Below are 20,130 nucleotides of genomic sequence, written 5' to 3' on the forward strand. Positions count from 1 at the left end.
TAATCATATGAAAACTCCCCTATTTTATTTGATGTTATCCCTTATCCTGCTGACCGTTTCATCCTGTGATAAAGTGATTGATGTACGGTTAGACAATGATTCAGACAAACTGGTGATTGAAGGGAATATTACTAATGTTTCAGGTACTCAAACCATAAAGCTGAATACCAATGTTGCCTTTTCAAATACAAATACCTATCCTTCGGTAACGGGGGCGCAGGTGAAGGTGAATGATCAGTATGGTAATGTTTACGCGTTTCAGGAAGGCTCACCCGGTATTTACACTATACCCAAAATGGCAGGAATTACAGGAGGTGTTTATAAATTAAGTGTAACAACTAAAGGTAAAACCTATGAGGCCAGTTCCAAAATACCTGTGCAGGTGGCTTTAGATAATGTGAGGGCTTTTAAAGATAATTTTAGCACTGATGAAAACAAGAAAAAGATAACGGTTTATTATACCGACCCCAAAGGCTTGGGCAATCAATACAATTTCTTACTGTATGTTAATGATGTACAGGTTAAACGCGTTTTCGCTAATAATGATGACTTTACAGATGGCAATAAAGTAGCTTTTGATTTAGCGCAGGACGATATAAGTATATATGCCGGAGATAAAGTAACCGTTGAAATGCAGAGTGTTGATAAAACTATGTATACCTACTGGTATACTTTAATGCAACAAGGTTTTAAAGGCCCGATTGGGGGGGTAACGCCATCAAACCCACCTAACAATATTACCCCGGAAGTATTAGGGTATTTTAGCGCCCATACCATCCAAACTAAAACTATTACGGTGAAGTAAAATAAGAGATCTTTACAAGGATAATCCCGTATACTTCTACTTTTCGTGCATGAAAGTAAAAGTATACGGGATTACTGTTAATTAGGCCGTTGGCCTCTCTTTATATTCCTCACTTATGTTTACCCGCAGGCGTTTCATGGGGGCCAGCTCAGATTCGTAAACCTTCTTCTCACCATCACCCAAAGCGGTTTCTATATCGCGGATATCACGTACAAGGCGTTGCAAGCCTTGTGGCTCAACAGAAGCAGCATGATCAGATCCCCACATTGCACGATCGAGCGTGAAATGACGTTCTACAAAGGTGGCGCCCAGCGTAACGGCTGCTACGGTCGTGGCCAGCCCGGTTTCGTGGCCGGAATAACCAACCGGGATACCTGGATATTTGGCTTCCAGTGTTTGTATCATTTTCAGGTTAAGTTCCTGCAACGGACATGGATAAGCCGAGGTAGAGTGCGCGATGAACAACGGATAATTTTCATCAAATGCCATAATATAATTCATGGTAGCCTCTATCTCTTTGATGGTTGACATACCGGTCGACAGCATTAGCGGTTTACCGGTTTCCAGGATGCGCTGTATCAGTGCGAAATCAGTTAATGATGCCGAGGCCAGTTTATACATAACGGTATCAAACTGTTCCATAAAATCAACTGATGGCACATCCCAGGCAGATACGAACCAATCGATACCCAGTTTTTTGCAATATTGATCTATCGTGGCGTATTCGGCGATGCCAAACTCTGTTTTACGCTTATAATCAATGTAAGTGATACGGCCCCATGGAGTATCGCGCATAATTTCCCACTGATCTTTAGGTACACAGATCTCTGGCGTACGTTTCTGAAATTTAACGGCATCGGCTTTAGCGGCCACAGCTTCGTCAATCAGTTTTTTGGCTGTTTCCAACGATCCGTTGTGGTTAATACCAATTTCTGCAATGATATAGCTTGGCTGGCCTTTGCCTATCACCCGGCCATTATTTAAGGTAATGGTACCGTTAAGGCTACTGGCCGAAAACGTATTGCTTTTAATATCGATGATCAGTTCGGCAAATTCGCGGAAGCAGCCTTCACCGCCGTTTAGTGTGCAAATAACATCCGCCTGATTTTTGATGCGGGGTAAGGCATCTGCAGGGCATGCGGTTAAGCCAGCCAGCCTCATTACTTCCAGATCATTATGATCATCGCCTATGTAGGCTATTTCTTCGGGCTTTAAGGCCAAGCGGTCGCATATCTCTTTAAAAACAATCACTTTGTCTTTTATACCTAAATGCAGCTCTGTTATTTGTAGTTTTTCGGCTCTTTTAGCTATTGATGGTGATAATTCACCGGTGATGATACTGGTTTGTACACCCGCATATTTGCGTAAACGTTCAACACCCATGCCATCGCGCATGTTAAATTTTTTCAGATCCTCACCATTGCTGCCGTAATAAACTCCGGCATCTGTTAATACGCCATCGCAATCGGTTATCAGTAATTTGATACCGGCCGCTTTTTGTTTTAAAATTTCATTCATCGGGTTTGTGAATTAAATTGCCAATCGGCATAAGCCTTTCGCAAAATCCATTTTTTAGGTTGTGACCTTCAGGGGTCTTTTATTTTATATAAGTAATATTTTCCTTTACAAACCGGACAAACCGGATTTATTATAATTGATTAAATGTAAGGCGGCAGCTTTTACATAATGCGAAGTTTAGATTATGAAATTATTAAGTAATGGCCTGTAAATTAACCCTGTATTTACAAGGTAGGTTTTAGAGGAAGGATATACGGAATAAGGATATAAAGAATAAGGCTTTTTCTTTACTTCCTCAGTCCTTGTTCTTTGCTCCTTATGTCTTTGCTCCAAATAATTGAATGGTATTTCTTAATTTTGGAGTTCGACTTTTTACCCATGCCCGAAAAAGAAAAACTGAGGATAGATAAATACCTGTGGGCCATCAGGCTTTTTAAAACACGTACCCTGGCATCTGATGCCTGCAAGGCAGGGCGCGTAAAACTGGATGGCAAAAACATCAAGCCATCCTATGAAGTAAAAATTGGCGATACTTACCAGGTAGCTAAAGGAATTGAACGTAAAGTAGTACGGGTAACAGGCTTGCTCGAAAACCGCGTAGATGCCAAAACCGCGGTGAATTTTTATGAAGATATAACTCCTGTGGAACAAACCCAGGCCTTCAAATCCATGTTTCACGCCCCAATATTAAAACGGGACAGGGGTACGGGGCGCCCTACCAAACGCGACCGCCGCGAAATTGACGATCTGAAGGATGATTATTTTGACAAGAAGGAAAAAGGGAGCGAATAGGGTGGCATTTCTAAAGAATAAAACAGGGTGTCATGGTGAGCCTGTCGAACCATGGTAGGCAGGCCTCTGCGCGCGAGTCTTCGACGGAGCTCAGACTGACAAGCCCTTCTGATATATTCTTTCCTGAGCGTAGCAAAGGATGACAAGCTTGTTTGTTTTTTAATAGTCTGTTTTATTTTCGGTTGTTTCCCAAAGCTTAAAGGCTGTCATGGCCTCATCGCGAAGTAATTGTACAAAAGGTAATTTACGTTCAGCCATCGGGGTTTCCAGTTCATTATAAATAAAATGATCGTCAAAGCCAATAGCTGCAGCATCGGCCTTGGTATTAGCATAATAAACTTTATCAATACGCGCCCAGTAAATAGCGCCCAGGCACATAGGGCAGGGCTCGCAGCTGGTATATATTTCACAACCCGACAGATCATAAGTTTCCAACTCCTGGCAGGCCAGGCGTATCACCGAAACTTCGGCGTGAGCAGTTGGGTCATTGGTAGGTACCACACGGTTGGCGCTGCGGGCCACAATCATTCCATCCTTTACTATAACGGCGCCAAAAGGGCCGCCGGTGCCCTGCTTTACATTATATTCAGATAGTTCAATAGCTATCTGCATAAACTTTTCGTGAACCGTATTTTGCATATACTTCTAAATTAAAAAAACCTCAGCCGAAGTTGAGGTTTTTAAAGTTAATATTTTATGATTTTTTTGAAGGTTGATCTCATCTGCATATTTGCACATCCGAGATCTGCACATCCGAAAACTTACTTCTTGTCTTTAGCGTAAGCTTCGTTCAGGCGTTTTACCACATCGGCAGTAACATCTAATGATGGATCGCCATATAGTACGGTAGGGTTAGCCTTTGAATAGGTTAACACCAGTTTGTAGCCTTTTTCTTTAGCGTAAGTTTTTGTAAAATCAGCTATCTTATCATATAGCTTGGCGTTTTCAGTGGCCTGCGCATTCTGAAACTCTGCATTGGCATTTTGCTGATAACCTTGTAATTCCTGTTGCTTACGTTGCAGACGCTGTTCTGTAGCCTGGCGCTGATCGGCGGGAAGAGTAGCTGCATTTTTTTGATACTCTGCAACCTCACGCTGAAAAGCCTGACCTTTAGCCTGCAGGTCACCTTGTGAAGATTTGCCTTTATCTTCCAGGCGTTTTGACATATCTTTAAAATAGTCGTATTTGTTAAGCAAGCTATCTGAATTTACATATACGATAGATTCTTTAACCTCTGCTGGTGCGGTTGTAGCAGGTTTGTCGGCAGTTTTATTTTGATTGCAGGCGGCTATGCTCCCGGCAATTAATATCCCTAATGTGAACTTTGTTAATGTTGAAGCCGTAGTTTTCATTTAATTAATTGATTTTTTCGTGTTTTATTTAGCTGGCGGTCGTTAAAATTTGCGCCTTTATTTATTCTTATCAAACTCCTTTGTGCAATTATAACGTTTTGTGCAGCTGCACACGAAGGTTTATCTTTTTTAAGTAAAAATTTTGACAAAGATAATCTTTCATTACAAGTATCCTAATTTCATTGTCTGAATCAGAATTTAGGAATTGTAGAATTTTCAGAATTTTGACGGATCAATTTTGTTAATTCTTTAATTCTGTAAATTCTGATTCAGACAGTATTCCACACAGCGTTTTTTATCAACAACTAATCGTTAATCTCGTGTTAATTTCGTACTTTTGAAGGTTGTTGTACTAAATAAATATGAGCGAAGAAAATCAGGACAAATCCAATTATTCAGCAGATAATATACAGGTATTAGAAGGTTTAGAGGCGGTGCGTAAACGTCCCTCTATGTATATTGGTGATACAGGCGTTAAAGGTTTGCACCATTTAGTATATGAAGTTGTCGATAACTCCATTGACGAGGCCCTTGCCGGTTACTGCGATACTATAAATGTTACTATACATAAAGGAAATTCCATTACCGTTGTTGATAATGGCCGGGGGATACCTACCGGCATCAATACTAAAGAAGGTAAATCGGCACTGGAAATAGTAATGACGGTTTTACACGCCGGTGGTAAATTTGACAAGGATACCTATAAAGTATCCGGCGGTTTGCACGGTGTGGGTGTAAGTTGCGTAAACGCGCTTTCCATCCACATGAAAACACTGGTTTACCGTGAAGGCAAAATATTTACCCAGGAGTATGAAAAAGGTAAACCGCTTTTTGAGGTTAAAGAAATTGGTGTATCTGACCATACAGGTACTACCCAAACTTTTCAGCCCGATCCGGAAATATTCCAGTTCACTACCGAATACAAATACGAAACGCTTGCCGGCCGCTTACGCGAACTGGCATTCTTAAATAAAGGTATCCGCCTTACTTTAACTGATGAACGTTTCCCTAACGAAGATGGTTCTTTCCCTTCGGAAGAATTTTATTCAGAAGGTGGCTTGCGCGAGTTTGTTAAGTTTTTAGACACAACACGGGTATCTATTATCCCTGATCCTATTTACCTGGATGGTATAAAAAATGGCATCCCGGTTGAACTGGCTTTTCAGTATAATGATACCTACTCCGAGAATGTATTCTCCTATGTAAATAACATTAACACTATTGAGGGTGGTACCCACGTTGCCGGTTTCCGCCGCGGACTAACCCGTACGCTGAAAGCTTATGCCGATAAATCGGGCTTGTTGAAAAACATGAAGATCGAAATTACCGGCGATGACTTCCGGGAGGGCCTAACCGCGGTAGTATCGGTAAAAGTGCAGGAGCCACAGTTTGAAGGACAAACCAAGACTAAGTTGGGTAACAACGAGGTAATGGGTGCCGTGGATATGGCAGTGGGCGAAATTTTAGGTAACTTCCTGGAAGAAAATCCGAAAGAAGCCCGGTTAATTGTTAATAAAGTGATACTGGCCGCTACTGCCCGTGCAGCTGCCCGCAAGGCCCGCGAACTGGTACAACGCAAGAGCGTGATGACCGGATCTGGTTTGCCAGGTAAACTATCTGATTGTGCTAATAACGACCCTTCACTTTGCGAATTATACCTGGTGGAAGGTGACTCGGCGGGTGGTACCGCCAAACAGGGCCGCGACCGCGAATACCAGGCTATTTTACCTTTACGTGGTAAGATCCTAAACGTGGAAAAAGCCATGGAGCACAAGATATATGAGAACGAGGAGATCAAGAATATGTTTACCGGTCTTGGTGTAAGCCGCGGTACACCTGAAGATGATAAGGCGCTTAACATGTCTAAACTACGTTACCATAAGATCATTATCATGACAGATGCCGACGTGGATGGTTCACACATTACTACGTTGATCCTTACCTTCTTTTTCCGTTATATGAAAGAGCTGGTTGAAGCCGGTTATGTTTACATCGCTTCGCCGCCATTATACCAGGTTAAAAAAGGCAAAGAAGCAGAGTATTGCTGGAACGATGCGCAACGCGATGCCGCTATACAGCGCCTTAAAGGTGCCGGTAAAGAGGAGAGTGTACAAGTACAGCGCTATAAAGGTTTGGGTGAAATGAACGATATCCAACTTTGGGATACCACCATGAATCCGGCAACCCGCACACTGAAACGCGCTACAATTGAAAATGCCGCCGAATGCGATCATACCTTCAGTATGCTGATGGGTGATGAGGTAGCACCACGCCGCGAGTTTATTGAGCGCAATGCCAAATACGCCAAAATAGATACATAGACTATTAAATCCCCTGATGATATACAGATTAAGCCCTGCTTTAGCAAAGCGGGGCTTTTTGTGTTTTTTAAGTTTGTATGTAATAAATACTAAGCTGTTACTGCTTGATGCCGGTGATCATATATTTAATTTTCGTTTACCCTTGCTACACCTTCAGATGTCATTATTATTCGTTTTATAGTGTCATCGGCGTTGTAGTATAAGTAGTCGATACAAACAGAGCGCCTGTGGCTTCCACCACCTGGCAGTGCGCCGTTATGGTAAAAGAAATAAGTTTTTCCTTTAAAATCAATAATGGCAGGTCGGTTTGTTTCACAATTGCCAGCTATTTCGCTCAGTATCCCTTTAAATTCCCAGGGGCCGTTGATATTTCGGCTCCTCGCATAAGCAACTTTTTCTGGTGAGCCATAACCATAAGAAAAGTAATACCATTGATTTTTTTTGTGCAAATGCGCTCCTTCCATAAATTTTGGCAGTAAGAAAGTTTGGATGGGGCCATCAAGCTCAATCATGTTTTTCTTCAATTTTACATAATAACAAGTTATGCTACCCCAAAACAGGTAAGCCTGGCCGTCGTCGTCAATTAAAACAGTGGGGTCCATGTTGGCTTTATTATTATCTGTCGGTGGGATCATATTCTGTGTGATCAGAGCATTTCCAAGTGCATCGTAGAATGGCCCCGAAGGATGATCGGCAACTGCTACACCAATTGCTTTTCCCTCAATAGTGGCGTGGGTAACGGCTGCATACCAATAAAATTTACCATTCCGGCTGATCACTTTAGAGGCGTAGGCATCACCGCTTGCCCAGGCAAAGTCTTTAGCTTTTAAAGGAACCGGGTGTTCCTGCCAGTTTACCATATCTGCTGATGAAAAACATAACCAGTCATTCATTACGTAATCATCGATACCTTCAGGAGGTTCGTCATGTCCGGTATATAAATAAACGATATCATTATGCACTAAAACTGTTGGATCAGCAGTGAATTTATGCTTGATAATTGGGTTTGTGTGGGTTGATTGGACGTCTTTCATACCATTATCAAGCATATTTCATACCGAATAAGTGAAAAACGACATGTTTTTGTCGTGAAATTGCTTAAACTATCTGGTTTTCAGCTTTAGCACCTGCTTTCCATAATCAATCACGGCTTTATATTTCATCAATATATCACCACCCAAAACGCCTAATACCTGCGGGTGACCCATCTGGCTGTAAGCTATGTTAATGGTAGAAAGATCAAGCACCGCAACTTCAAAATCAGCGATGGGCATATCGCCTATCCGCATACCGCTGATGACTGCTGTGAATGATTCCATGGTATTGGTGCCTAAACCGGTGGAGAGCCTGTCGCTGGTCAACACGGCCATAGTTTCATTCGCTTCGAAAAGTGCTGTGCGGTCAAATGCTGTTTTAGAAGCCCCGGTATCCAATACTACAGTAAAAGCTTTGCCAAATAAATTAACCTCCAACAGTGGATGAAAGCCGTCATCATGCAGGTCAATGATCTGTAGAGGGATAGATATCATTTATTTATAATTAGTGAATTAGTGAGTTAGTGAATTAGTGATTCTCAAAGCTCAACTGTAAAACGAACAAAAATGAACATTTCATTCAATAATTCACTAACTCACTAATTCAATAATTAAATTAAAATGGGTAACCAATAGCCAGGTTAAATACACTGTAGCGGAAATTCATGTCCCATTCTTTTTTTCCTGGTCGTGAGTAGGGGTATCTAAGCGGTACGCCCAAATCAGTACGTAATACCAATACAGAAAGGTCAAAACGTAAACCAAAGCCCGCGTCTACAGCCATATCATTTAAAAAGTTTTTGGTGAAAACTGCTCCGGGTTGTAAACCATTGGAGTTTTTTAGCCATATATTACCGGCATCCATAAACAAGGCCCCATATACTATGCTAAACAGCTTGGGCCGGTATTCGATGTTAGCTTCAATTTTGATATCACCCGACTGATCAGGGAAAAAGTTACCAGCCGCCACCTTAACAGCATAGGAACCCGGACCAATAGTGCGTGCCTGAAAACCACGCAGACTGTTAGGTCCGCCTATGAAAAATTGCTGGCTGTATGGAAGCTGCGTTGAGTTGCCATAAGGCAGGCCAACACCCACCAATAACCTGCTGGCAAACTTGCTGTTGGGACCTGTTTTATGAAAAAACCTGATCTCGTTCTCTATTTTAACGTACTGGTTAAAGTTGGCGCCGAAAATTTGTTTCGCTTTGCCGTGCACGCTATCAGCTCCGGAAATGATACCATATAAATTGTTCGATAAACTTATTTTGCCATTATAGTAAAAAGTGTTGGTGCGATTGTCCTCGGTGGTATTGGTATAGGTATAACCATAGCTCGGGCCGAAAATAAATTGTTTATCAATAACATGTTTTAAAGCTGGATTGGTATTTTTTGGATTATTAATACTATCCACGTACAACTGTGATATATGTTGAGGATTAACAAAATTGAAATTGAAAATATTCAATTCATGTGAGCGATGAACCGACTCTTTCCACTGATATCCAAATGAGGCATTAAAGGAATTTAGCCGGTACAGCTTTTGACGATCAACCAATGTGTATCCCAACGTTAAATTAGTATGGGGAATGTAGGCATTATCGGCCTTAGGATAAAAAGGACTTATAAAACGGGGCCACGACAGGGTTGTTTGAATACCCGCCTGGTACACATTAAAACCGTTGTTATTACCGCCAAATTGCACGTCGGTGCTACCAAACAGGGTTACCTTTAGTGCCTCGCCACTTTTAAACGCGTTTCGGTTAAGCCAGTTAATATTTACCTGTGTACCGGTATAATTGGCCGATGTAGTACGCCCCAATAATTCGAGTTGTAATGATTTCTTTTTATAGGGTGTTAAAAAATAGTACACATCCAGCTTGGGTGAATCGGTTACATCTTCAAACCGGTTTTTTACAAACTTGTACGGCCCGAGATTAACAAAACGGTTTAAGGAATTATTATGATTGGTACGGTTATATACTTCGCCAGGACGCAATAAAACGGTATTGGCAAAAATATAGCTGTTCACTGTTTTTCTTTTTTCAACAATGTTGTACCAGCGATATTTTTGTGCTTTATCCAGATTTAAGGAAGTATCACGCAGGGAGTAGCTTGGGTATACATATATGTTATTAATCGTATAAATTTCTTGCGCTCTCTCTGAAATATCGCGTTTAATGGCTACAAAAATATCAACCTGGTGACCAGTTATGGTACTATCAACCCGCATGATCAGGTTTTCGGGGGCGAAGAAATAAAAACCCTCTTCCTTTAGTTTGGCATCAATGCGTATACGTTCATTTTTAATAATATCCAGATTATAGTTGTTCCCCGGTTTCAAGAGCGTTTGCGCGGCTGTTCCGGCCACGGCTGTATCAATACTTTCACTACCTGTTGGGAAGATTACCTTTCGTATTTTGTAAGCAGAACCGGTTAGCACGCTGTATACAGCTTTAGCCGTTTTTTTCTTGCCAACGGTATCTCCGTTAACCTGGGCCTGAAAATAACTCTCATTCTGCAGCCTGTTTTGTAATATATCGCTATTATTCTCCAGGTTAACAGAACTTACCAGAACTGGAGGTTCGCCAAATTTGGTATTGAGCCAATGAGCAAGGCCCTTGGTCTTTTTTGTACGGGTTTTATTATATATCCAAAGTTTAACCCTTAAACCCAATATAGCACTATTGGGTTTGGGCCGCAGTAGGGTCTGCAGCTCTTCGGTTAATGCTTTGGCATCACTTTTTTTAATATCCTTATCCTGAATTTTTACTTCGCCGCCGGTATACAATTTCTGACCCGAAGCCAGGTATTTGGTATTGCTGCAGGCGTTCAACAAAACAGTAAATATGAGTATATATCTAAAGTGCTTGATCATAAGCTTAATTTGAGGTAGTTGTTTGTTTTTTCTTTTCCTGCTCTTTTTGTTCCTCAGCTTTTGCCGCGTCATTAGCTTTATTAGTGGCCTCGTCCTGTGCTTTTTTCTTATCTTTTTCCTGCTGCAAATATTTGCGGCGCATTTCGCGTTCCTGTGCCGTACGCTTGCGGAATATTTCTCTGAAACGATTATAATCCACGGTGAGCGTGAACCCTAAACCTGTTTCAATGATTTGTCCTTGAAATACAATAAACTCATCGCGACGGTAGGCACGCAGCGTATAGCGCCCATCCTTACTCAGCTTATAATTCGCGGATACGTCGCCCGCAATATTGGTTGCTTTTTGGCCTTCCTGATTACCTTCCAGGTTAAAGTTATTACCAACGGTTACCGTAAGTCTGTCGTTCAGGAACCGTTTGGACAATCCAACATTCAGATCCGTTCGGTTAGTGGCAGTTCCTGTAGAATAGTCTTCACCCGATGTTAAGCCGAAGTTCAGATCTACACCTTCAATAAGATCACCCGCCAGTCTGTTTAGCTGATCGCTTAGCAGGCTGCTTACACTATTACGCACCAGACCTTCGGCCGAAAAACCTGCCCCCTGGCTTTGCAATGGATTATCACCTATAAAATGTCCTAACACCAATACACCAAGTACTTGCTTGTTCATCTCATTAGGGTCTTGCCGTACCTGGGCCAAACGCGTATTAATGTTGGCAATTACATCACTTTGTACGTTATAGGAGCTATCAGGCAGTACAATATCAAAGCTGATATCAGGGGTAAGCAGTTGGTTTTTAAGGCTCAGGTTTACATTAAAGGGTAGTTTTTGCTTGTATAGACCTGTGCTCTCAGTACTTTGCTTTTCAACCAGATCAATAGGAGGAACATTGGCCACATAAATCGCCGTCAGGTTGATATTGGCGCTGGTTGGGTCGCCGGTCCAAACAATAGTACTGCCTTTTTTAAAGTTAAACTTACGTTTTACAGTAGCATAGGATAATTCATAAGAACCCGAATTTACTTCATAGGTTCCTGTGAGATTGATCTTACCGCTCGGATCTATAGCTGCATTTAAGCTTGCTTCGCCTTTCAAGTGCACCACATCACCATTGTTTTCATCTATAACAACGGTAAAGGCAGCATTTTTATTTACATTGATGGTTGCCGATACATCCAGACCCTTTACATTTGATTTTTTCAATGAATCAAGCTGCCTGGCCAGTAATATGGAATCTAATTTAGGTGCGTTCTGATCAATAAATTCTACCACACCTTTCCGGTCCTCCACACTCGGATCAGTAGTGGGCAGCACTATTGTCATATCTGTTTTTTCGTTTACTGTCAGGTTGGCGTCCACAACAGGTTTGTCCATATTTCCCCTCACTTTAATACGGGTATCCAGGAACAATTTTCCATAATACAATTTGTTATCATCCTGGGTAGAGTTCATTGCCCTGAAATTGCGGGCGTTGATATCTAAGCCAAAAGCAAAATCGGTATACGTTTTGGTGAAAATGCTACCGCTGATAACGGCTTTGTTGTTGGTAGAATCAACTAAGGTGAAATTATTAAAACGGATGCCTTCGTCGTTAAAAGTGATGCTTTCCTGCGGCATGCGGAAGTACGAATTGAGCATGACCACATTAAAGCCAACTTTATTAAAGTTAATATCTCCACGCACTGCCGGTGCTGTGGTGGTGCCGGCTATTTTGAGCTGACCGGTTATGTTACCCGATGAATTGCGCAGGCTGCCAAAGCTAAAGCCCTCAATGCTTTTCATATTGAGGTTTACAATATTCAGGTTCATATCAAAGCGGCTTTCGGGGTTGGTATAGTAAGTGCCGTTCAGATCAACCTGGTTACCTTTACCCGTAATGCTCATGCTGGCGGCATAAGCGTTCTCGGTTTGATTATTCACTTTAAGGGCTATATTACCCACAGTGTCACCCTTGAAATTAAAGTCTTTAACATCAATAGCCGCTGTAAACAAGGGTGATTTCTGGAAATTACTGATCTCGGCCTTACCATCAATTACGCCGCCAACCAGCAAGGAATCCTGCTTGGCTATTTTGGTCAAAGCTTCGATTCTGAAATTATTAAAATTAACGGTAACAGGCGCATTAAACTCTTGCGGATTGCTGTTTACGCTGAGTATTTGATTGGTGTTTGAAATAGTAAAATTATGTGCCAATATTCCTTTAGGGCCATATTGCAGGTAATTGTCGGGATTAACAGCCCAAGGCATATAATCAAGCAACAGACCGTCTTGCACAAAACTAAACTGGTATTGATTGGTTAAGATGCTGAACACGCCGGCAAGCCTGTAACGATCCTTTTTGGCCGCATCGCGTACTTCCAGGCTTACGTTAAGCTTATTATCCTGTGCCTTGCCCGATATACTGGTATATAACAGGTCTAAGGATGAGCCTACTTTTATTTCGTCAGCAGCTAAATTGTAGTTTAGGGCGTTGTTGTTGGTATTAATATCCAGTTTGACGTTGTTAACCGTATTGGTGCCATAAATAACCTTTGGTATAGAACCTTTAACCACTAATTCGCCCGACTCACTGTTAAAACTGCCATTCAGCAGGACAGGATCAAGCTGTTTCAGATCGGGCGCAAATTGGGTAAGCAGCGGCGTTTTAACCAGGCGCGCGTCAAATACAAACTGTTGCGGCGAGGAGTGAGTGGTAAGTGGTGAGTGTTGAGTAGCTGGTTGTGGGTTGCGGGTTATGTGTTCAGTTTTTCCACCTTTCACCTTTACCCTTTCACCTTTGGCCTTTTCACTTGCCAAGGTTGTATTGAAATATTTATTGATCACATCCTGCAGGGCATCAGCTATCTGGGTTAGCTTGTATTTTCCAGCCATGTGAGCTGTCATAATGGGGGTTTTTAAACGCAGGGTGCTGCTATCGGCATTAGCGGTGGATTTAAGGCTTACCGTATCCAGCTTTATCCGCTGTCCTTTATTTACCACCAGCAGATCAGTGGCCAATATATCGGCGTTCAGGTAATCCGGATCGGCGGTAGGTACGTTGGCCACCATTTTACCATGAAAACGCATATCGTCCTTTATAAAATTTAATTTTTGCAGGTTAATGCTATCAACCAATAAAGTTCCGTTAACCGATGGGTATTTGCGGTTCAAATAAGCTTTGGCATCCAGATTGAAATTAATGTTAGGATCCTTCATGCGGGCAATGGCCGTGTAATTGCCATTTTCAGAGCTGCCTTTCAACACCAGGTTTTGATAGGTATAACCCTTTACATAAGCTTTAGTAAGGTTGCCGTTAAACTGTATGCTGGCCTTTTTAGGGTCGAGGCTTACGCCCTTTAGGCTGGCATCCATCGTTATTTTACCAACCATTTGCGGCTGTTTGGTTAAAGCGCCAACATTCAGATCATTGGCCTTGATATGAGCCGTATAGATTTCCTTACCTTTATGCTCACCATTTTTCATGGCCGCGACCAGGTCAACCGCGCCATCGCTGGAGCGCAGGCCCATTTTAGTATCAAAGTTGGTCATGCCGCCTTTAAATGTACCTTTCAGGTTCATTTTTTCGGGGATGCTTACATTAGGAGGGATGCTGCCTGCGGGAGCCAGTTTGGCAATATCTGCGCTGCTGGTGGTAAAATCGACTATGTTAACATCAAAATAAGCTTTATTCACATCGGGTAAACCTTTTATTTTGGCTGATGCCTTAATATGGGTACTGCCTAATCCGCTTACCTCCATGCTGGGGATATCCAGATTATTCACCTGGCCTTTAACTTTACCGTTTATTTTGAAAACCGTGCCTGGCGAACTTTTAAAAGGTTCCATGGTAGCCATGGTTGGCATCAGGAGTAACACATCCTTTAAGCCTAAACGGCTTCCATCTAAATTAGCATTAATACCCAGCGCGCCAATATTTTTGGTAATGGCATCAATAGAAGGGTAACGCACCTGTACTGATTTTTGAAGAATGGTTTGGGGAGTCTCCAGCAGCAGATCATTCATGTAGGCATTGGTTGGCCCATAAAAGAAAGTGGTATGGAACTTATTGATCTTTAACCCGCTTTTTTCACTAAAAGTAAAGGAATTGATCTCGCCAGAGATGGTATCTGGGTTATAAGAGATATTCTCCGCCTCGGCGTTGAGATTCCGGATATCCATGTGTCCAAAATCAAGCCCTTTAGGGATGGCCTTTTGCGCTTCGTTATCAAACTTAATATTATCATTGCTGAAGTTCACCTTGCCCAAAGTAACGGCCCACCTGGATGTTTGTGGTGACGATACCAGGGTATCGAGTTTTTTAGCGGCTTTTATAATGACCTTTTGTACCATTTTGGGTTTAGCAAGGCTCAGGGCCGCCTGGGCATTATTGAGCTCGATACTTTTAATACCCACCTTTTGTTTTTTTAGGTCGATCTTATCCATATTCACCAAAAGCTTGTTCAGATCAACGTTGGCATTCATTTCACTGCTTTGGTAATCCACTTTTATTTTCGATATATCGATAACGCCCAAATTCAAATCCATATTTAATGGCGTGGTGGCCGTATCAACAGGAGGAGGGCCGGTTGGCGTTTGGATAATGCGCGCGTTAATATCTGATAGTGTGATCTTTGGTATGGTAAATTTCATTTTATCCATATCAAAATCCTTAATGCGGGTATCAAAATGTCCAAGTAGGAATTTAACGTCGTTGCCGGTGATCTTATCTTTGTATTTGATATTAATGCGGTCAAGATTGATCTTATCCAATGAGAACTTCATTGTTGAGGTGGTGTCTTCTGGTTTCACCTCCTTTTTTTGTTCACCCATAAAAGCCTTAATAATGTAATCGAAATTGAAAACGCTATCGGCCCCACGGCTTACATTGGCGGTAATGCCCTGCAGATTGATCTCATTGATCTCTACCTTATTATGAAGTAACTTAAACAGACTGATATCGACCTTTAATTTTTCGCCGGCAATCAGGGTGTCCTTTTTCTGATCTTCAAAATAAACATTTTCTAATACCAGTAGTTTAGGCAGGCCCAGGCTAATGTGGCCTATTTGTACTTTGGTATGAATTTTCCCCTGCAGAAAATTCACCGCTTTATCCTTGGCAAAATTCTGCACAACAGGAACCTGTATCAGAATAACAACAAGCAGCACCAGAAAAATGATACTTGCAATTATCCAGAGTATGGTTTTTAGGGCTATTCGTCCAAACTTTTTCAATTGTATATATTTTTCAAGGGTGGAGATCGTTCACTGTAAAAATAATCAAATAGTCATACTACTAAATGGTTATTTGATTAGTCCGGTTTAAGTTACAGCTTCATTGGCATAATAACCAAACACCACAACCCATAGATAAAAAAATTATTCGGGCTTAGTTTTTCAACACATGATGCGGCAAAGTTGTTTTATTGATAACTTTGTATTTCTACAGGATTTTGCTGAAAAGGATTCATTATGCCAGATTTTTCTCATTTACACGTACATACCCAATTTTCATTACTTGATGGTGCCGCCGATATAGGAAAACTATATAAAAAAGCAGCAGCTGATGGTATGAAAGCGTTAGCTATAACCGATCATGGTAATATGTTCGGGGTGTTTAAGTTTGTTGCCGAAGCAGGCAAACACAACGTAAAACCTATAGTTGGCTGTGAGTTTTATGTGGTTGAAGACAGACATAAGAAGCAATTTACCAAGGAGAAAAAAGACGTACGCCGCCATCAGCTGATGCTGGCTAAAAACCCCGAGGGCTACAAAAACCTGGTGAAGCTATGCTCATTAGGCTATATGGAAGGCCTGTACAGTAAATGGCCGCGTATTGACAAAGAACTGATAGTAAAATACCATAAAGGCCTCATCGCTACCACCTGCTGTATTGGTGCATCGGTACCCCAGGCTATATTACGGGAAACACCCGAAAAGGCTGAAGAAGAATTTAGATGGTGGCTTGACCTGTTTGGTGAGGATTTTTATATCGAGCTGCAACGCCATGAAATTCCAGAGCAAACTACTATTAATAATGTGCTGCTTACTTATGCCAAGAAGTATAATGTAAAGGTGATATGCTCCAATGATTCGCACTATGTGGATCAGCAGGATTCCAACGCTCACGATATTTTGCTGTGTGTAAATACCGGCGATATGCAAAGTACGCCAATTGCTACTGACGAGGAAGGTGGTAAGGGTTACCGTTTCGGTTTTCCGAATGATCAGTTTTACTTTAAAACGCAGGCAGAAATGGGTAGCCTGTTCTCTGACGTCCCTGAATCACTGGATAATACCAATGAAATAGTTGATAAGGTAGAGGTGTTGAAGTTAAAACGGGATATCCTGTTGCCAAACTTCGTGATCCCTGATGAATTTAAGATCCATAACACGCCCGATGCCGATACGCTTAACCAATGGGAGTACTTAAAGCATTTAACATTTACGGGTGCTAAAGAACGTTATAAAGATATTTCGCCCGAAACGGAGGAACGCATCAACTTTGAGTTATTTACGATACGTACCATGGGTTTTGCCGGTTACTTCTTAATCGTAGCCGACTTTATTAGGCATGGCCGCGATATCGGCGTATTTATTGGGCCGGGCCGTGGTTCAGCGGCAGGCTCGGTGGTGGCTTATTGTACCGGGATCACCAATATCGACCCGATGAAATATAACCTCCTGTTCGAAAGGTTCCTGAATCCGGATCGTAAGTCGATGCCCGATATTGATACCGACTTTGATGATGCAGGCCGCCAAAAAGTGATCGATTATGTGGTCGATAAATATGGTAAAAATCAAGTAGCCCAAATTATTACCTATGGTTCTATGGCTGCCCGCACCAGTATACAGGATGTGGGTCGTGTATTGGACATGCCGCTGCCCGAAATGGCTGCGCTGAAAAAGCTGGTTCCTGATACATTAGGCATTACGCTTAAAGAAGCTATTGAACAGGTACCCGAGCTGAAAGAAATTGTAAAAGGGAACGATTTGCGTGGGCAGGTACTGCGCGAGGCCGAAAAATTGGAGGGCTCGGTACGGAATACAGGTGTACACGCCGCGGGTATTATCATTGCGCCTTATGACTTAACTGATATTGTCCCGGTAGCTACGGCCAAAGACTCTGATCTGTTGGTGACCCAGTATGACGGTCGTGTAATTGAGGATGCCGGCGTTATCAAGATGGACTTTCTGGGCCTGAAAACCCTGACTATTATTAAGGATGCGCTGCGGATGATCAAGCAAAATCATGGCCGGGAGATAGATATTGATTATATACCGCTTGACGATGTTAAAACATACGAGCTTTATCAGCGTGGTGATACCAACGGTACGTTCCAGTTTGAAAGCGACGGTATGCAAATGTACCTGCGCGATCTGAAGCCGGATAAATTTGAAGACTTGATCGCGATGAACGCCCTTTACCGCCCGGGGCCGATAGAGTATATCCCTAACTTTATTAAGCGTAAGCACGGACAGGAGCCTATCGTATTTGACCTTCCGGATATGGAGGAGTATCTGGGCGAAACTTATGGTATTACTGTATATCAGGAACAGGTGATGCTTTTGTCGCAAAAGTTAGCGGGCTTTAGTAAAGGCGATGCCGATGTTTTGCGTAAGGCCATGGGTAAAAAGCAAATTGAGGTTTTGAACAAAATGGAGGCCCAGTTTATGGATGGAGCCATGGCCAAAGGTCACCCCAAAGATAAGCTCACCAAAATATGGACTGATTGGAAGGCTTTTGCACAATACGCGTTCAATAAATCGCACTCCACCTGTTACGCTTTTGTGGCCTATCAAACTGCTTATTTAAAGGCGCATTACCCATCTGAATATATGGCCGCGGTTTTAAATAACCAGAACAATATAGAGAAGATCACTTTTTTTATGGAGGAGTGCCGCCGGATGAATCTTGAGGTTTTGGGGCCGGACATCAATGAATCGGACATGTCATTCGCTGTAAATAAAAAGGGGCATATCCGTTTCGGGTTAACCGGAGTTAAAGGCGTTGGTGATAAAGCGGTTGAAAGTATCATTGAAGAACGCGAGGCTAATGGCCCGTATGAAACTTTATATGATTTTGCACGCAGGTCAAATACCAGGAGTGTAAACCGTAAATCATACGAAAACTTGGTTTATGGCGGGGCTTTTGATGGCTTTGGTGTAAACAGGTCCCAGTTTTTTGCAAAAACAGATGTGGGTGTTTTAACCGGTGTAGAACGGTTGATCAAATACGCCAATGATTATCAGAATGTACAAAGCAGTTCACAATCATCATTATTTGGTGGTTCGGTAGCATCATACGTGCCTGAACCTGCTATGCCCGAAGCCGAAGAATGGCCGCTGATAGAGAAACTGAAATACGAAAAGATGGTGATCGGGATATATTTAACCGGGCACCCGCTTGATAATTATAAAGTTGAGCTGGAGCGGTTTTGCAACAGCACCATAAGCGATCTGAAACTGGTGCAAAAGGCTCGTACAGGCGAAGGCGGCGAAGAGATCATGAGTGCATTTAACGAGCTGCGAAAACGGGGCGAGATACGCATTGGTGGCCTGGTTGGTAATGTGCAGCATAAGATGACTAAAACCGGTAAGCCTTTCGGCACATTTGTTCTGGAAGATTATAACGAATCGTACGAATTTGCCCTGTTTGGCGAGGATTATGTAAAATTCCGTAACCTGATGATGGATGGGTACTTTTTGCATATCAAGGGTAACATCGAAGAAAAATTCAGGCAAAAAGATAACTGGGACCTGCGTATACAGGTAATGAGCCTGCTATCAGAAATGCGCGATAAAATGACCAAATCATTAACCGTATGCCTGGATGTGCATAGCCTGAACAGTAAGCTGCTGGATGATATTCAGCAAGCCATTATGGTAAATAACGAAAAATACCCCGTGCAAAACTGTAAGCTGCGCTTTTTGATCAAAGACAGGGAAGAAGCGCTACAGGTTGAGCTGGCCTCCAAATTATTCAAGGTAAATCCCAGCGATGATCTGATGGCTGATATTTTTAATTTAACCAATATACAACCAGTGCTGAATTAAATCGTCTTAAAACCAACTTGTCATCCTGAGTTATAAAATCCGCTGGATTCTGAAGGTGAAATGACGGATCCGGGGCTGATGCCAGACTTACGAAGTTTTTGAAACTTCGTAAGTCTTTACTCAATTTACTAAACACGTCATGGGTAACGCTGTGAAGGATCTGTTTAGCCCGTTGTTTGGTCCTCACCATAGGTGTTCGGAAGAATAAATTGTGACATCACATTTTATAAAGTATCTGAAACAAGCTTGCTCCGTTAGGAGCTACCTGTTTATAGCACCGAATCGCCCTTTTTTATGCCTCGTAGAGGCTACCCTTATACGATTTACCTGCTCATTTAGGGTTGCACCTACGGAGCAAAAAGATATTTTGTCTTGTATTTCTACAAACAGGTAGCT

11 protein-coding genes are annotated in these 20,130 nt (G+C 42.1%); 4 read left to right on the top strand and 7 right to left on the bottom strand.

The annotated features are described in order from the left end of the window. The first annotated feature begins 7 nt into the window (after positions 1-7). Positions 8-805 (top strand): DUF4249 domain-containing protein, encoded by a 798-nt coding sequence (locus ACNURT_RS07550; RefSeq protein ID WP_419701213.1) that lies wholly within the window; start codon positions 8-10, stop codon positions 803-805. 81 nt (positions 806-886) lie between these two features. Here ACNURT_RS07550 and ACNURT_RS07555 read toward each other — a convergent pair whose 3' ends face one another. Then, positions 887-2,323, bottom strand: a complete 1,437-nt coding sequence (locus ACNURT_RS07555) for an N-acetylneuraminate synthase family protein (protein WP_419701214.1) — start codon at positions 2,321-2,323, stop codon at positions 887-889. A gap of 378 nt (positions 2,324-2,701) precedes the next feature. Between ACNURT_RS07555 and ACNURT_RS07560 the strand changes: the two genes are divergently transcribed. Continuing rightward, positions 2,702-3,115, top strand: coding sequence for an RNA-binding S4 domain-containing protein (locus ACNURT_RS07560; protein WP_419701215.1), 414 nt, complete (start codon positions 2,702-2,704; stop codon positions 3,113-3,115). Positions 3,116-3,274: 159 nt separating this feature from the next. On the opposite strand, the gene ACNURT_RS07565 is transcribed toward ACNURT_RS07560, so the two are convergent. Together ACNURT_RS07565 and ACNURT_RS07570 are read right to left on the bottom strand one after the other, a co-directional pair. Then, entirely contained in the window at positions 3,275-3,754 is a 480-nt protein-coding gene (locus tag ACNURT_RS07565; RefSeq protein ID WP_370999276.1) for a nucleoside deaminase, read from the bottom strand. A 122-nt stretch (positions 3,755-3,876) separates the two neighbouring features. Continuing rightward, positions 3,877-4,467 carry an OmpH family outer membrane protein gene (locus tag ACNURT_RS07570; protein WP_419701216.1) on the bottom strand — a complete coding sequence of 197 codons (591 nt, stop codon included), beginning with the start codon at positions 4,465-4,467 and terminating at the stop codon, positions 3,877-3,879. Positions 4,468-4,829: 362 nt separating this feature from the next. Between ACNURT_RS07570 and gyrB the strand changes: the two genes are divergently transcribed. After that, entirely contained in the window at positions 4,830-6,788 is a 1,959-nt protein-coding gene (gene gyrB / locus ACNURT_RS07575) for a DNA topoisomerase (ATP-hydrolyzing) subunit B (RefSeq protein WP_370999274.1), read from the top strand. Between the two features lie 125 nt (positions 6,789-6,913). Here gyrB and ACNURT_RS07580 read toward each other — a convergent pair whose 3' ends face one another. From ACNURT_RS07580 to ACNURT_RS07595, 4 genes are all read right to left on the bottom strand, one after another. Further along, entirely contained in the window at positions 6,914-7,822 is a 909-nt protein-coding gene (locus ACNURT_RS07580) for a glycoside hydrolase family 43 protein (protein ID WP_419701217.1), read from the bottom strand. Positions 7,823-7,891: 69 nt separating this feature from the next. Beyond that, complete coding sequence (locus ACNURT_RS07585) at positions 7,892-8,317, bottom strand: aspartyl protease family protein (protein ID WP_419701218.1); 426 nt, start codon at positions 8,315-8,317, stop codon at positions 7,892-7,894. 121 nt (positions 8,318-8,438) lie between these two features. Beyond that, positions 8,439-10,700, bottom strand: coding sequence for a BamA/TamA family outer membrane protein (locus tag ACNURT_RS07590; protein WP_419701219.1), 2,262 nt, complete (start codon positions 10,698-10,700; stop codon positions 8,439-8,441). A 4-nt stretch (positions 10,701-10,704) separates the two neighbouring features. Further along, entirely contained in the window at positions 10,705-15,912 is a 5,208-nt protein-coding gene (locus tag ACNURT_RS07595; protein ID WP_419701220.1) for a translocation/assembly module TamB domain-containing protein, read from the bottom strand. Between the two features lie 237 nt (positions 15,913-16,149). On the opposite strand from ACNURT_RS07595, the gene dnaE reads away from it, so the two are divergent. Further along, positions 16,150-19,734, top strand: coding sequence for a DNA polymerase III subunit alpha (gene dnaE / locus ACNURT_RS07600; RefSeq protein ID WP_419701221.1), 3,585 nt, complete (start codon positions 16,150-16,152; stop codon positions 19,732-19,734). Positions 19,735-20,130 lie beyond the last annotated feature (396 nt).

Origin of the sequence: Mucilaginibacter sp. NFX135 (assembly GCF_048565145.1) — a bacterium.
Taxonomy (GTDB): Bacteria; Bacteroidota; Bacteroidia; order Sphingobacteriales; family Sphingobacteriaceae; genus Mucilaginibacter.

Excerpts from the sequence above, each read along its gene's own strand:
- ACNURT_RS07550 (WP_419701213.1), top strand. The coding sequence starts at position 8 with ATGAAAACTCCCCTATTTTATTTGATGTTATCCCTTATCCTGCTGACC.
- ACNURT_RS07555 (WP_419701214.1), bottom strand. The coding sequence starts at position 2,323 with ATGAATGAAATTTTAAAACAAAAAGCGGCCGGTATCAAATTACTGATA.
- ACNURT_RS07560 (WP_419701215.1), top strand. The coding sequence starts at position 2,702 with ATGCCCGAAAAAGAAAAACTGAGGATAGATAAATACCTGTGGGCCATC.
- ACNURT_RS07565 (WP_370999276.1), bottom strand. The coding sequence starts at position 3,754 with ATGCAAAATACGGTTCACGAAAAGTTTATGCAGATAGCTATTGAACTA.
- ACNURT_RS07570 (WP_419701216.1), bottom strand. The coding sequence starts at position 4,467 with ATGAAAACTACGGCTTCAACATTAACAAAGTTCACATTAGGGATATTA.
- gyrB (WP_370999274.1), top strand. The coding sequence starts at position 4,830 with ATGAGCGAAGAAAATCAGGACAAATCCAATTATTCAGCAGATAATATA.
- ACNURT_RS07580 (WP_419701217.1), bottom strand. The coding sequence starts at position 7,822 with ATGAAAGACGTCCAATCAACCCACACAAACCCAATTATCAAGCATAAA.
- ACNURT_RS07585 (WP_419701218.1), bottom strand. The coding sequence starts at position 8,317 with ATGATATCTATCCCTCTACAGATCATTGACCTGCATGATGACGGCTTT.
- ACNURT_RS07590 (WP_419701219.1), bottom strand. The coding sequence starts at position 10,700 with ATGATCAAGCACTTTAGATATATACTCATATTTACTGTTTTGTTGAAC.
- dnaE (WP_419701221.1), top strand. The coding sequence starts at position 16,150 with ATGCCAGATTTTTCTCATTTACACGTACATACCCAATTTTCATTACTT.